Annotated in this window: 12 protein-coding genes; 10 read left to right on the top strand and 2 right to left on the bottom strand. The window is 67.3% G+C overall.

Translation table 11 applies throughout. The features are described from left to right. From kdpB to FQ377_RS10760, 6 genes are all read left to right on the top strand, one after another. On the top strand, positions 1-2,160 hold the full coding sequence (gene kdpB / locus FQ377_RS10785; protein ID WP_148601280.1) for a potassium-transporting ATPase subunit KdpB: 2,160 nt from the start codon (positions 1-3) through the stop codon (positions 2,158-2,160). 39 nt (positions 2,161-2,199) lie between these two features. Beyond that, positions 2,200-2,808, top strand: coding sequence for a potassium-transporting ATPase subunit KdpC (gene kdpC / locus FQ377_RS10780; protein ID WP_148601279.1), 609 nt, complete (start codon positions 2,200-2,202; stop codon positions 2,806-2,808). Positions 2,809-2,811: 3 nt separating this feature from the next. Continuing rightward, complete coding sequence (locus tag FQ377_RS10775; protein WP_148601278.1) at positions 2,812-5,346, top strand: DUF4118 domain-containing protein; 2,535 nt, start codon at positions 2,812-2,814, stop codon at positions 5,344-5,346. Next, a complete protein-coding gene (locus FQ377_RS10770; protein ID WP_148601277.1) occupies positions 5,343-6,050 on the top strand; it encodes a response regulator in 708 nt (235 codons plus the stop codon). Before FQ377_RS10775 ends, FQ377_RS10770 begins: the two co-directional genes overlap by 4 nt. A gap of 189 nt (positions 6,051-6,239) precedes the next feature. After that, on the top strand, positions 6,240-6,746 hold the full coding sequence (locus tag FQ377_RS10765; RefSeq protein ID WP_187393332.1) for a MarR family winged helix-turn-helix transcriptional regulator: 507 nt from the start codon (positions 6,240-6,242) through the stop codon (positions 6,744-6,746). 10 nt (positions 6,747-6,756) lie between these two features. Further along, positions 6,757-7,533 (top strand): SDR family oxidoreductase, encoded by a 777-nt coding sequence (locus FQ377_RS10760; protein WP_148601275.1) that lies wholly within the window; start codon positions 6,757-6,759, stop codon positions 7,531-7,533. A 21-nt stretch (positions 7,534-7,554) separates the two neighbouring features. Here FQ377_RS10760 and FQ377_RS10755 read toward each other — a convergent pair whose 3' ends face one another. Both FQ377_RS10755 and FQ377_RS10750 read right to left on the bottom strand, forming a co-directional pair. After that, positions 7,555-8,070 (bottom strand): DUF2231 domain-containing protein, encoded by a 516-nt coding sequence (locus FQ377_RS10755; RefSeq protein WP_148601274.1) that lies wholly within the window; start codon positions 8,068-8,070, stop codon positions 7,555-7,557. A gap of 70 nt (positions 8,071-8,140) precedes the next feature. Further along, positions 8,141-10,420 carry a putative bifunctional diguanylate cyclase/phosphodiesterase gene (locus FQ377_RS10750; RefSeq protein WP_148601273.1) on the bottom strand — a complete coding sequence of 760 codons (2,280 nt, stop codon included), beginning with the start codon at positions 10,418-10,420 and terminating at the stop codon, positions 8,141-8,143. Positions 10,421-10,672: 252 nt separating this feature from the next. Between FQ377_RS10750 and FQ377_RS10745 the strand changes: the two genes are divergently transcribed. The 4 genes from FQ377_RS10745 (at position 10,673) to FQ377_RS10730 (ending at position 13,752) form a co-directional block, all read left to right on the top strand. After that, positions 10,673-11,503 carry a flagellin N-terminal helical domain-containing protein gene (locus FQ377_RS10745; protein WP_148601272.1) on the top strand — a complete coding sequence of 277 codons (831 nt, stop codon included), beginning with the start codon at positions 10,673-10,675 and terminating at the stop codon, positions 11,501-11,503. A 128-nt stretch (positions 11,504-11,631) separates the two neighbouring features. Beyond that, entirely contained in the window at positions 11,632-12,987 is a 1,356-nt protein-coding gene (gene fliD, locus FQ377_RS10740; RefSeq protein ID WP_148601271.1) for a flagellar filament capping protein FliD, read from the top strand. After that, positions 12,987-13,430, top strand: a complete 444-nt coding sequence (gene fliS, locus FQ377_RS10735; protein WP_148601270.1) for a flagellar export chaperone FliS — start codon at positions 12,987-12,989, stop codon at positions 13,428-13,430. Before fliD ends, fliS begins: the two co-directional genes overlap by 1 nt. Further along, positions 13,420-13,752: a hypothetical protein gene (locus FQ377_RS10730; RefSeq protein ID WP_148601269.1), complete on the top strand. Its 333-nt coding sequence runs from the start codon at positions 13,420-13,422 to the stop codon at positions 13,750-13,752. Before fliS ends, FQ377_RS10730 begins: the two co-directional genes overlap by 11 nt. Positions 13,753-13,776: the final 24 nt, after the last annotated feature.

Here is a 13,776-nt window from a genome sequence, read left to right as displayed (position 1 = left end):
ATGTCCACAACCACTCGACCCACTGCCGAGAGCAGTGCCAGATCCACACTCGAGGCCGACCGCCCGATGAAGCGCGTCGGCACCACATTTTCGGCCGCGCAGCTGATCGAGGCCTTGCCCGGTACCTTCCGTAAGCTGGACCCGCGTCAGATGTTCCGCACCCCCGTCATGTTCATCGTCGAGATGGGAGCGGTCCTCATCACCGCCATCGCCATCGCCGAACCCTTCCTGGGCGGTCCGGTGACGTCCGGTGGCAGCGAGGTCCCCGCGTCGTTCACGTGGCTCATCGCGCTCTGGCTCTGGCTCACCGTCCTCTTCGCGAACCTCGCGGAATCGGTCGCCGAGGGCCGCGGAAAGGCTCAGGCCTCCAGCCTGCGTCGGGCCAGGACGGGCATGACGGCGCGCGTCGTCCGGGAGTACGTGCCCGCAGCCGACCCTGGAGCGCTCGGGTCCGCGATCACTGACATGCCGTCGTCGGATCTGGACCTCGGAGACATCGTGGTGATCGAGGCAGGCGGTCTCGTGCCGGGTGATGGCGAGATCATCTGGGGCATCGCGTCGGTGGACGAGTCAGCCATCACCGGTGAGTCCGCTCCGGTGATCCGCGAGTCAGGGGGTGACCGCTCCGCCGTCACCGGCGGCACGCGGGTCCTGTCGGACCGGATCGTCGTGCGCATCATGAGTCGGCCCGGCGACACCTTTCTAGACCGCATGATTCGCCTCGTCGAAGGTGCGGAACGCCAGAAGACCCCGAACGAGGTGGCTCTCAACATCCTGCTCGCCACCCTGTCCATCGTGTTCACCGTGGTGGTCCTCGCCATCAACCCGATCGGAAGCTCCTCGAACGTCGCGGTGAGCGTACCGGTTCTCGTAGCCCTGCTCGTCTGCCTGATCCCCACCACCATCGGTGCTCTGCTCGCCGCCATCGGGATCGCGGGCATGGATCGTCTGGTGCAGCACAATGTGCTCGCCATGTCCGGCCGGGCGGTGGAAGCCGCCGGTGACGTCACGACCCTCCTCCTCGACAAGACTGGCACCATCACCTACGGGAACCGGCGTGCGAGCGAGTTCATCTCCGTCGACGGCGCCGATCGCAACGACCTCGTCACCGCAGCGCTGCAGTCATCGCTCAGCGATCCGACACCCGAGGGCAAGTCCATCATCGACCTGGCAGAGATAGAGGGTTCTGTCCGTGCGGACGTCGCGGGAACCGTTGTGCCCTTCTCCGCGCAGACGCGCATGAGCGGGGTCGACTTCCCCGACGGCTCGAGCGTCCGAAAGGGTGCCGGAAGCGCGGTCCGCGCCTGGGTGGCAGCCGGTCCCGGCACGGCAACTGCAGAGCTGGACGATGCCGTCAGCCGCGTCTCGCAGCTCGGTGGGACACCGCTCGTGGTCGCCATACGCGACGCCGCCGGCGTGGCGAGGGTCCTCGGTGTCATCCACCTCAAGGACGTGGTCAAGGACGGCCTGCCCGAGCGGTTCGCGGAGCTACGCAGCATGGGCATCCGCACGGTCATGATCACGGGCGACAACCCACTGACGGCGAAGGCCATCGCAGCGGAGGCAGGGGTGGACGACTATCTCGCCGAGGCGACCCCCGAGGACAAGATGTGCCTGATCCGGAAGGAACAGGCCGGCGGAGCACTCGTGGCCATGACCGGGGACGGCACGAACGATGCCCCAGCCCTCGCCCTCGCCGATGTCGGTGTCGCCATGAACAGCGGTACCTCGGCGGCGAAGGAGGCCGGCAACATGGTCGATCTCGACTCCGACCCGACGAAGCTCATCGACATCGTGCGCATCGGCAAGCAGCTGCTCATCACGCGGGGGGCACTCACCACGTTCTCCATCGCCAACGACGTCGCCAAGTACTTCGCGATCGTCCCTGCCATGTTCATCGGCGCCTTCCCCGGGTTGGCAGCGCTGAACATCATGCACCTCAACTCGCCGTCCTCGGCGATCCTCTCGGCAGTCATCTTCAACGCGCTGATCATCGTCGCACTGATTCCGCTGTCCTTGCGCGGCGTGAAGTACCGCGCAGCCTCCGCCTCAAGCCTCCTGAACCGCAACCTGCTCGTCTACGGACTCGGTGGGATCGTGGCGCCGTTCATCGGCATCAAGGCCATCGACCTGGCACTCTCGCTCCTCCCCGTCTTCTGACCTTCCGCGCGTCACGCACACCTCCTGTAAGGGCACTCCATGAGTTCTTCCCGCAACACCGTCCGACAGCTCAGCACCGCTGTCCGCGTCCTCGTCGTCCTGACGCTCCTTCTAGGTGTCGCCTACCCACTCGCCATCACGTCGCTCGCGCAGGTCGCGATGAAGGACCGCGCCGATGGGCAGATCATTGTCCTTAACGGCGTCGACGTGGGTTCGGCATTGATCGGTCAGGATTTCACCGACGACGCCGGCGAGGCCTTGCCCGAGTGGTTCCAGTCCCGCCCCTCCGCCGCTGGAACGGGGTACGACGGCGCTTCCTCGGGCGGCAGCAACCTCGGCCCCGAGAATCCGGACCTGCTGGCCGCGATCGATGATCGGCGGGCCCCGATCGCCCAGCTCGAGGGCGTGGACCCCTCAGCGATCCCGGCGGACGCCCTCACGGCATCGGCTTCGGGCCTCGACCCGCACATCAGTCCCGACTACGCGCTCCTCCAGGCGCCCCGAATCGCTGCGGAGCGCGGATTGGAGGAAGGCGACGTCGAAGCCCTGGTCGAGGCGAACACGCAGGGGCCGGACCTCGGCTACCTCGGCGAGTCGACGGTCAACGTACTGAAGTTGAACATCGCTCTCGCACAGCTGGACACTTAGACCATGACACGAGGCCGGTTGAGGGTGTTCCTGGGAGCGGCTCCAGGTGTGGGAAAGACCTGCGCCATGCTGGAAGAGGGGCAGCGGCTCAGTTCTGACGGGCACGATGTGGTCGTGGCAATCGTCGAGACGCACGGGCGCGCGGCCACCGAGGCGATGGTGGACGGGTTGGAGGTACTGCCACGTCGCAGTGAGCACCACAGGGGCGTGCCCCTGACGGATCTCGACCTCGAAGCCCTGCTGGTCCGCGCACCCGAGGTGGCACTGGTCGACGAACTGGCCCATACCAATGCCCCGGGGACGGCGCACGAGAAGCGCTGGCAGGACGTCGAGGCATTGCTGGACGCCGGTATCGACGTCATGTCCACTGTCAACGTGCAGCACATCGAATCCCTCAACGATGTCGTGGAACGCATCACCGGAGTACCCCACCGCGAGACCGTACCGGACGAGGTGTTGCGCCGCGCCGCGCAGGTCGAGGTGGTGGACCTCGCGCCCGAAGCCCTGCGGGGGAGGCTGGCCGGTGGCAGTATCTACCCCTCGGGCAGGATCGACGCGGCGCTGTCCAACTACTTCCGGGTGGCCAACCTCACCGCGTTGCGTGAACTCACGCTGCTCTGGCTGGCCGACGAGGTCGACAGTGCACTGCAGCGCTACCGCGCCGAACAGGGCATCGATGACAAGTGGGAAGCCCGCGAGCGGGTCGTCGTCGCACTGACCGGCGGCCCCGAGGGGCATACGCTGCTCCGACGCGGTGCCCGGATCGCCTCCCGATCCACGGGAGGGCAGTTACTGGCCGTGCACGTCACCAATCAGGAGGGATTGCGGGATACCGACCCGGCCGAGCTGGCGGCCCAACGTGCCCTCGTGCAGAAACTCGGCGGAACCTACCACGAGGTGGTTGGTGATCAGACGTCGACGGCGCTCGTCGACTTCGCGAAGGGTGCCAATGCCAGCCAGCTGGTCATCGGGGTCAGCCGACGATCGCGCCTCGCCGCGCTCCTGACCGGCCCGGGGATCGGGGCCACGGTCATCCGTGAGTCCGGCGAGATCGACGTGCACATCGTCAACCATGCCTCCGCCGGAAGCAGATTCGCACTGCCGCATGCCGGTGGCGCCCTCTCCTGGCGGCGTCGTGTGCTCGGTGCCATCGTCGCATTGATCAGCGGTCCGCTATTGACGATCGTGCTCACCGCGTTCCGGAGCGAGGACTCCATCACCGGAGACGTTCTCAGCTACCAGCTGCTCGTCATCGTCGTAGCCCTGATCGGTGGGATCTGGCCCGCACTCCTCGCCGCCGTCCTGTCCGGACTGACCCTGGATTACTTCCTCATCGAACCGGTTCTGACGCTGACCATCGGCGAGCCCGCGCACTTCATGGCCCTTGCCCTCTACAGCATCAACGCCGTGCTGGTCAGCTACGTTGTCGACCAAGCTGCACGGCGCACCCGTGCGGCCTCGCGATCGACTGCCGAGTCCGAGCTGCTCGCGACCGTGTCGGGCAGTGTCCTCCGCGGTCAGGACGCCCTGCAGGCGCTCGTGGCCCGTACCCGGGAAGCTTTCGGACTTGACGCTGCCCGGCTTCGGGGAACCGATGGAACCCTCCTGTGTGAGGACACGACGGCGCCGCCGCCTCCGCTCACGGCGGTCTACCCGGTCAGCGTCCCGATCGGCGAACGCGCTGTCCTCGAACTTCATGGCCGTGGGCTGGCGGCAGCGGACCGACGGCTGCTCGCCGTCATCACAGCCCAGATCGATGCCACTCTCGAGTATCGCGAACTCTTCCGCACTGCGAGCGAGGTTGGCCCGTTGACCGAGGCCGATCGCGTCCGCACGGCACTGCTGGCCGCGGTCGGACACGATCTCCGTCGACCCCTCACCGCAGCAACCACCGCCGTTACGAGTCTTGGATCAGCCGACATCACCTTCACCCCGGAGGAGCAGGCTGCGCTGCTGGAGACTGCACAGGAGAGCCTCGGGACTCTCTCGAACCTCGTCACCGACCTGCTCGATGCCAGCCGTATCCAGGCAGGGGTGCTCGGCGTGGCATTGGAGCCCATACGGGCGGAGGACGTCATCCTGCCTGCTCTTGAGGAGCTGGGTCTGGGGCCGGGTGATATTGAACTGGAGCTTCCCGTCGAGTCGCCGCTGTTCCTGGCCGATGTCGTCCTACTGCAGCGGGTCCTGGTGAATCTGCTGTCGAATGCCTCCCACTACTCGGGCGACGGTGAACCGCCTGTCCTGTCGGTGAGCGACTTCGGCGGCAGGGCGGAACTGCGCATCATCGACCGGGGCCCGGGGATCCCGGATGATCGCAAGGAGCAGGTACTTCTGCCTTTTCAGCGGCTGGGTGACACCGACAACGATGCCGGGCTCGGACTCGGGATGGCGTTGGCCAAAGGCTTCGTCGAGGGTATGGGGGGTCGTCTGACGCTCGAGGACACCCCTGGCGGCGGACTTACCTCCGTGGTATCCCTCCAGCACCAACAGCGGGCGGACACTCACGTGTCGGGCAGTAGAGGTGTGGCCGCACCATGAAGGTCCTCATAGCCGATGATGATGCTCAGATCCTCCGGGCCCTGAGCATCACCTTCACGGCGTATGACTACGACGTCGTCACGGCCAAGGACGGCGCCGCTGCCCTCCGGCGCGCGGCCGAGCATCATCCCGACATCGTGCTGCTGGATCTGGGGATGCCGCGACTGAGTGGTATCGACGTCATCCACGGACTCCGCGGCTGGAGTTCGGTGCCCATCCTGGTGATCTCCGGGCGGATGGACTCGATCGACAAGGTGCAGGCCCTGGATGCCGGCGCGGACGACTACGTGACCAAGCCCTTCCTCACCGATGAGTTGTTCGCGAGGGTGCGTGCACTGACGCGGCGGCGCCTGCCCGCACAGGAAGAGGCGGGCGCGAGCTTCGGAAACGTCCGTGTGGATTTCGTCGCGAAATCAGTGGTCAGGGCCATTGACGGTACCGATATCCATCTGACCCGCACCGAGTGGCGTCTGCTCGAAACACTCATGGTGAATTCCGGGCGGCTGGTGACGCAGGAGATGCTGTTGACGGAGGTGTGGGGGCCCCAGCACATCCGTGACACCGGCTATCTCCGCTTGTATGTCCGCCAGCTCCGCAAGAAGCTCGAGCCGGATCCGAGCGCGCCCCGGCACCTACTGACCGAGACGGGAATGGGGTATCGCTTCGTGGCAGAGGGAAAGCAAGGCACGATAGCTGAGCCGTGAAGCTACCGGCAACATAACGGATCATGAGCGAAAGTGCCGATGCGATCATCACGACCGGGCCTCGCGGAACCTCCACCGTCTCCTCGCCTGCACGCAGCTGTGCCGGTCGACGTCGTCGAACCAGGCCTATGTACTGTCGTCAGGACAGTAAATGGAGTAGGATGGAGGTTCGACGACAGGGGAGTAGTGATGAGTTCCGATCCGCCGGCACAGGCCGGAGAGCCCGACGTCGGAGCGCCGCTCGGATACCGCTCGGCCGGACTCGCGGCCATGCTCGAGGTCTTCGCACTGTGGGGTTCCAGCGACTTCATCACCACCCTCACCGACGATGCGGCTCCCGGGATGGATGCCGGCTCCGTCACGGCGCTGACCCTGCTCGGCCGACACGGCGAACTGCGCCCCTCGGTGCTCGCCCTGAAGCTACGCGTGGGAGCGTCCAACGTCAGCAAGATCACCCGCCGCCTGGGTCAGGACAACCTGATCGAGCGCAGTGCCGACACCGCTGACGGCCGCGCAGGGCTTCTCCGCCTGACCGATCAGGGCCAGGGGGTCGTGGCGGGGCTCGTCGACGCCGGCGATCGGATGATGCACGCCATCCAGGCCGAGTGGACCCAGGCTGAACGCGACACCTTCGCCCAGCTGCTCACCAGATTCCACACCGACGCACTGCGCTTCAGCGCGGCGCAGAAAACCTAGGAGACACCCCATGACCCGCACCTACGTAGTCACCGGAGCCGGCTCCGGCATCGGCGAAGCCACCACCACCCGCCTGCGCGAGGACGGTCACCGCGTGATCGGCGTCGATCTGCGCGGAGCGGACATCACCGCCGACCTGAGCACCGAGGAGGGCCGCGCCGAGATGGCCAGGGAAGTCACCCGGCTCAGCGACGGCTCCATCGACGCGGTCCTCGCCGTGGCCGGTATGAACGCACCCATCCCCGCAACGGTCCTGGTGAACTACTTCGGGGCAGTCGCCACCCTGGAGTCCCTCCAGCCCCTGCTGAAGCGCTCGGAGGCGCCCCGGGCAGCGGCGGTCGCCTCGATGGCCTCCCTGCAACCCCACGACACCGCCCTGCTCGAGGCCTGCCTCGACGGGGACGAGGCCGCAGCACTGACCCGCGCTCAGGAGCTGGCCGACGACGGCAACGGCTACCAGATCTACTCCACCAGCAAGCAGGCACTCGCCCGCTGGATCCGTCTCAACGCCCCGACGGAACAGTGGGCAGGCGCGGACATCCCCCTGAACGCGATCGCACCTGCAGTGGTCCTCACCCCCATGACGGCGGAGCTGGTCAGTACCGAAGCCGGCCGCGAGCAGCTCGACAAGCAGGTGCCCATGCCCCTCAACGGGCCCTTCCCTCCCGAGACGGCGGCGGCGCTGCTCACCTGGCTCACCGGCGAGGAGAACACCCACCTGTGCGGGCAGGTCATCTTCCTCGACGGCGGCTACGACGCGGTGACGCGTCAGGACAGCACCTGGTGATCCTGCCCCGGGACGGCCTGCTCAGGCGGGCTGCCCCGGCACGGTGGTGCTGATCGCGGAGGCCGCGGAGTCCGACCAGACTGCTTCCGCTCCGCTGTGTCCGATCAGGACCACCTGGACGAGCATGCCGATGGACACCGCCACGGTGACCACAGCTGTCAGTGCGGACACCGCGCGCGGGGCACTGTGGCCGGTGCGTCCGCTCCGGCCTCCCCTGAAGCTGTGCAGCCAGTAACCCACCGCGGCGAGCACAGCTACCGGGATGGCCCACCAGATCAGCATGTCCCCGAGTTCACTGTGTTCGGCGATGAGGGCGCTGTTGCCCACGCGGTTCTGGAGATTCTCCCCGGAGGACGTGCTGAGCGGCGCGAGGATCGCGGCCGTGACGGCCAGTGCCAAGGGTCCCCATCGGGCCCAGGATCGGAACCGACCCCAGAGCGCTGCGAGGAGGACGGCGACGGCGGCTGCAGGGACGATCACGACGGTCGCGTGGACGATCAGTGCGTGGACGGGAAGACCGAAAAAGGTATCGAGCATGGGGTTCCTCGCTGCTGGGTCGGATACCAGCGAAACTAGCGGGGCTACCTGAGAGGACGTTGAGGACGGTTCACGGCAGGCCCGGGTGCCGGGGCGCGACGGCCACGAGCGCGTCGGGGACCCGGGCGGCGGTGAGCCAGGGGACGACGGCGGCGGCGGGCAGTGGCCGGGTGAAGTGGAAGCCCTGCGCGAGGTCGCAGCCCATGGCCCGGAGCTCCAGCCGGGTCTCCTCGTTGTCCACACCTTCGGCCACCACGCGCAGCTCCAGGCTGTGGGCCAGCTCGACGATCGAGGACACCAGGCCGAGGGCACGAGTATCGGTGCGCATGTCGGTGATGAAGGAGCGATCGAGTTTGAGTTCATCGGCCGGGAGATCGCGCAGGTGGGCCAGCGAGCTGTACCCGGTGCCGAAGTCGTCCACGGAGATCTGGATGCCGGCGGTGCGGAGCTTCTGGAGGATGCCGGCGGTGTAGGCCGGACTGGTCATCAGCATCCCCTCGGTGATCTCGAGCATCAGGCACTCGGCCGGCAGGGCGTGCCGTTCGAGGAGCCCACGGATCTGGCGGGGAAGACTCTCCTGGATGCTGGAACCAGACAGATTCACCGCGACGCTGATCGCGTGTCCCTCGGCCCGCCACTGCGTGGCCCGTGCCACGGCGCGCTTGAGCACGAGCGTCGAGAGGTCGGGCATCAGCCCGGACTCCTCGGCCAGGGGCAGGAACGACACGGGCGGAAGTTGTCCGAGCACCGGGTGGTTCCACCGGAGCAGTGCCTCGACGCTGGTGACGCGGCCATCGGCGAGATGCACCTTGGGTTGGTAGTGCAGTTCGAACTGCTCCTCCGCGAGGGCGGTCCGGAGATCCCGCAGCAGCTCGAGCTTCTGCGCCCCGCCGTCGTCGTCCGCCGCGCTGTAGAGATGATGTCCGCTGCGGGTGGATTTGGCACGGAACATGGAGATGTCGGCCTTGCGCATCAGCAGGGTGATATCCGTGCCGTTCTCAGGGGTGCGCGCTATGCCGATGCTCACGCTGAGCTTCAGGGACGCCGTACCGATCTCGATCGGGTCCTCGAGTGATGCCTCCAGCCGGAGTGCCGATGTGATGGCTTCCTTCCGGGTTGCACCATCGAGGAACACCGCGAACTCGTCCCCGCCCAGCCGCGCGAGGAAATCCCCGCTCTTGAGCCGGCCCGCGAAGCGCTGGCTGACCTGCACCAGCAGGGCATCCCCGACGGTATGACCCAGGGCGTCGTTGACGTCCTTGAAGCGATCGAGGTCGAGGAAAAGCAGGGCGCCGGGGCGACCGGCACGCAGCCGTCCGGTCAGTTCCCTGACCAGGCCCCGGCGGTTCGGCAGATCCGTCAGTTCGTCCGTGGACGCGAGGACCACGAGCATCCGGTTCCTGAAGACGAGGGGTACGGCTGCCAGCAAGAGGCTCAGCGCGGCGAGGATCTGGGCGAGGAGCGGGATGGGCAGCTGGCATCCGATGACCAGCACCGCGAGCGCCGACGTCGTGGAGACCATGAGGGTGGGCAGGGCCGGCGCGCGGCGGTCCTGCTGCGCTGACGCCGGACCGGCCCCCGCGACGCCGTCGATCCAGGCGGCGATCCCGGCGATTCCCAGGACCCACCCGGCGTCGACGATCGACCCGACCATGTAGGCATCCCTGTCCAGGGCGAAGGCGATGTCCCCGGCGCAGAACAGGATCAGCCCGGCGACCAGCAAAGGCCAGCGGGGCCCGAGATGGAGTCCCCGGGAGGAGAGCAGACCGCCGATGGCGGTGATCAGCAGCAGATCGAGAAGTGGATAGACGACGGTGGTGACCAGGCCGAACGTGGTGCCGCCGGCTTCCCCCGCCTGCAGGACGGGAGCGAGGATCAGGGCCATGACAGCTGCCGCAGCGAGTGCTCCCACCATGCTGTCCACCAGCACCGGCCAGGCGACACCCCTGAGTTTGCGGATGGTCAGGGCGAGGGCGCCGAGCATCAGCGGGTAGAAGGTGGCATGTGCCCCGTCCGCCACGGACAGGACGCCGAGGGCACGCTGTCCGTCCAGCAGCACCAGATAGGCGATGTCGCCGGCGGTGTAGACCACGATGGCGGCCGTGCCGAGGACCACCTGCCACCGGGTCAGCCGCGTCCGGGCGACAGCGCGGACGCACACGACGACGGCGGCGAGCTGGGTGAGGACCCCCAGCCAGGCACCGCGCAGATCGGGACTGTCCGGATCACCGATCAGGAGAACGACTCCGCAGACCAGCGCCAGGAGGCCCAGCGCGATCACCAGACGGGGGGAGACCCCGGCGCGTCCCGCGTCGTCCTGATCGGCTCCACGGGCACCAGCACCCACCATGCACTCCCTTGTCCACAGGATCAGGAATCTGATCACAACAGCATGAGCATAGGGCCATGCCGGGCCGAGGGGACCGAGGATGCCGCACCGCGACCCAACCCACGGCGAAAACTTGGTCGAGCCTGCGTCTGGCCGTCCTGGAAAAAAATACTTCCATCGATTCCTAACACGCCCCGGGGCGCAGACCGATAGCTCCTGGTGCTGGCCCATGGACGGGCCGGCGCAAGCAACCCTTTCACGGAGGAATACATCATGGGTTTCCAGATCAACACCAACACCGCAGCAAACACCGCGTACCGCAATCTCTCCAACACCCAGAACGACGTCTCGAAGTCGCTGGAGAAGCTCTCCAGCGGCCTGCGCATCAACCGTGCAGCCGACGACGCCGCCGGCCTGGCGATCTCCGAGGGCCTGCGCTCGCAGATCGGTGGACTGGGAGTTGCAGCCCGCAACGCCCAGGACGGCATCAGCGTGGTGCAGACCGCTGAAGGATCGCTGACCGAGGTCCACAGCATCCTGCAGCGAGTCCGTGACCTGGCGGTCCAGTCCGGTAACGACTCGAACAACGCGGATGCTCGTACGGCCATCAAGACCGAGGTCACGGCGCTATCCGAGGAACTCACCCGGATCGGTGCTTCGACCAACTTCAACGGGATCAAGCTGCTGGACGGCACTGCCGATCTGAAGTTCCAGGTGGGTGCAGGAAGCGTCGAGGCGAACGACCAGATCGGCGTGGACCTCTCGGGAGCCAACATCTCGACGCTCGGGACCACGATCGGCGCCCTGGATTTCGATTCTGCGGCAAACGCACTCACCACGATCGCTGCCGTGGACACCGCCATCAAGGGTGTCTCCACGACGCGCTCCGAGCTCGGTGCCGTGCAGAACCGCTTCGAGTCCGCGATCAACAGCATCAACGTCTCGCAGGAGAACCTCTCGGCGGCCAAGTCCCGCATCTCGGACACCGACATGGCGAAGGAGATGGCGGACTTCACCCGCTCGAACATCCTCTCGCAGGCCGGTACCGCGATGCTCGCGCAGGCCAACCAGATGAACCAGGGTGTCCTTCAGCTCCTCCGCTAGACGGTGGGAATGTAGGCGAAAGTGCACGGTGGCGGGATTGATCCTGGACCGACGGTCCTGCCACCGTGCATTTGCCTCTCCGCAGTATCCCGGCTCCCCAGTTCCAGCCCCATACGAGAGGCACTTCCATGGCGTTCTCCATCGACGGCATCGCCAGCGGGCTGAAGACCAAGGAGCTCATCGGCCAGCTCATGCAGGTCGAGGCCCGGCCGCAGGCCATGCTCAAGGCGAAGGCCTCCTCCACGCAGGGCTTCATCACCTCGCTCCAGCAACTCAATACGCGTCTCGGCGCCCTCACCGAGCTCGCCACGAAGACCGCGAAGCCCCAGGCGCTCGATCTCTTCACCGCGACGAGCAGCAGCGACGCGGCAAGTGTCACCGCCGCCTCCACCGCCCGGGCCGGATCCCTCGACTTCACCGTGCGGCAGCTCGCACAGGCGCAGAGCTCCGTCACCGGCGCCATGACCGCCTTCTCCGCCGAGGCCTCCACGCTGACCATCCGGGCCGCGAACGGTACCACCACCGAGGTGCAGACCACCGGGTCCCTCGACGACGTCGTCGCGGCCGTCAACAAGGCCGGCGCCGGCATCACGGCCACGAAGGTCACCGCCGGCAAGGTGGACGGCGTGCAGCAGTACCGCCTGCAGTTCACGGCCACGGAGCCGGGAGCGGAGAACGGCTTCAGCGTCTTCCGCGGAGCGGCAGATCCCTCCACGGATCTCTTCGCCGAGCCGGGTGCCGCGACGGTGCGCACCGCCCAGGACGCCGAGCTCGTGCTCTGGGGCGGGTCGACGGCCGAGCAGGTCGTCACGTCGTCGTCCAACACCTTCGCCGATCTCCTCCCGGGCGTGACGGTCACCGCCGCGAAGGTGAGTACCGACCCTGTCTCCATCACCGTCGGAGCTGACACCGAGGGCACCACGAAGCTGGCCAAGGAGCTCGTGGACTCCCTGCAGAGTGTTCTCTCCTTCGTCGCCGCCAATACGAGGGTGACGCCCGGTGCCACCGCGAGTGCAGCGCCCACCTCGGGCAGATTCACGGGTGACAGCGCCGTCCGGGGCATCGCGCAGTCGGTCCTGACCGCCGCCACCGGCCCGGTGGACGGCCGCTCCACCGCCGAGCTGGGGATCAATCTCACCAGATCCGGCACCGTGGAGTTCGACGAGAAGAAATTCGCAGCCGCCCTGGCAGCCGATCCCGACCAGGTCAAGGACGCGCTGACCCGTCTCTCTGCCCGCGTCGCCGATGCGGGCAAGGCAGCCTCCGACAAGTTCGACGGCGATCTCACCCGGCGCATCCAGAGCCAGGAGTCGAGCGTCCGGTCCATGAACGACCGCGTGGCCTCGATGGACCTGTCCCTCGACAAGCGCCGCGCCACCCTGGAGCGCACCTACGCCGCGCTCGAGGTCCAGCTGTCCAAGCTGCAGTCCCAGGGCGACTGGCTCTCCTCCCAACTCGCCACCATCCCCTCCAGGAGTAATTGATGCTGCAGCTGAACGGCTATCAGGCCAAGCGGTCACAGTACGTGCAGGACGCCGTGCTCTCGGCCACGCCCGCCGGCCTGCTCACCATGCTCTACGACCGGCTGCTGCTCGATCTCGCGCGGGCGGGTGTCGCACAGGAGACGCAGGACTGGCCGGTGGCCTCCGCGAATCTCCTCCACGCCCAGGACATCCTCGCGGAGCTGATGTCCTCGCTGCGGACCGATGTGTGGGACGGAGCCGACGGACTCATGTCCCTCTACACGTATGTGCGCCAGACCCTCGTCGAGGCCAACACCACCCGGGACCGGCACAAGACGACGGAGTGCGCGCAGATCCTCGAGCCCCTGCGGCAGGCCTGGCACGAGGCAGCCGCTACCGGCCAGGCACTGCCGCCCACGGACACGACGGCGCTCCAGCCGGTGGGAGTGCTCGGTGTCGGCTGACGACGAGCATCACGCGGCCTGGACCTCCGTCCTCGACGAGTTGGAGGCCGCCGTCGACGGCGCCATCGTGGCAAGCCTCTCATCCTCCGCACCCGTGGGGCAGGCCCCTGCCCTCGGCGACTGGAGCCCGGCGGATCTCACCGGCCCTGTTCCGTCGGACCTGCTGGAACGCGCCCTGCGGATCCACGAGCGCCAGCGTGTCGCCCTGGTGCACCTGGGCGGGGAACTCGCGACACTGCGGCGTCACCGCACCGCCGTCGGATCGGTGCGCGCGGCCACACTGCCGCAGCAGGCGTCCGTCTATGTGGACACCACGGGCTGAAAGTCCTTCCCGGTAGCTCCTAAC

The sequence above is a fragment of the Arthrobacter echini genome (genome assembly GCF_008107445.1).
In the GTDB taxonomy this organism is placed as follows: Bacteria; Actinomycetota; Actinomycetes; order Actinomycetales; family Micrococcaceae; genus Arthrobacter_D; species Arthrobacter_D echini_A.
This window is presented reverse-complemented; position numbering and strand designations above follow the sequence as displayed.

Excerpts from the sequence above, each read along its gene's own strand:
- FQ377_RS10770 (WP_148601277.1), top strand. The coding sequence starts at position 5,343 with ATGAAGGTCCTCATAGCCGATGATGATGCTCAGATCCTCCGGGCCCTG.
- FQ377_RS10755 (WP_148601274.1), bottom strand. The coding sequence starts at position 8,070 with ATGCTCGATACCTTTTTCGGTCTTCCCGTCCACGCACTGATCGTCCAC.
- FQ377_RS10750 (WP_148601273.1), bottom strand. The coding sequence starts at position 10,420 with ATGGTGGGTGCTGGTGCCCGTGGAGCCGATCAGGACGACGCGGGACGC.
- FQ377_RS10775 (WP_148601278.1), top strand. The coding sequence starts at position 2,812 with ATGACACGAGGCCGGTTGAGGGTGTTCCTGGGAGCGGCTCCAGGTGTG.
- FQ377_RS10760 (WP_148601275.1), top strand. The coding sequence starts at position 6,757 with ATGACCCGCACCTACGTAGTCACCGGAGCCGGCTCCGGCATCGGCGAA.
- FQ377_RS10745 (WP_148601272.1), top strand. The coding sequence starts at position 10,673 with ATGGGTTTCCAGATCAACACCAACACCGCAGCAAACACCGCGTACCGC.
- fliS (WP_148601270.1), top strand. The coding sequence starts at position 12,987 with ATGCTGCAGCTGAACGGCTATCAGGCCAAGCGGTCACAGTACGTGCAG.
- kdpB (WP_148601280.1), top strand. The coding sequence starts at position 1 with ATGTCCACAACCACTCGACCCACTGCCGAGAGCAGTGCCAGATCCACA.
- FQ377_RS10765 (WP_187393332.1), top strand. The coding sequence starts at position 6,240 with ATGAGTTCCGATCCGCCGGCACAGGCCGGAGAGCCCGACGTCGGAGCG.
- fliD (WP_148601271.1), top strand. The coding sequence starts at position 11,632 with ATGGCGTTCTCCATCGACGGCATCGCCAGCGGGCTGAAGACCAAGGAG.
- kdpC (WP_148601279.1), top strand. The coding sequence starts at position 2,200 with ATGAGTTCTTCCCGCAACACCGTCCGACAGCTCAGCACCGCTGTCCGC.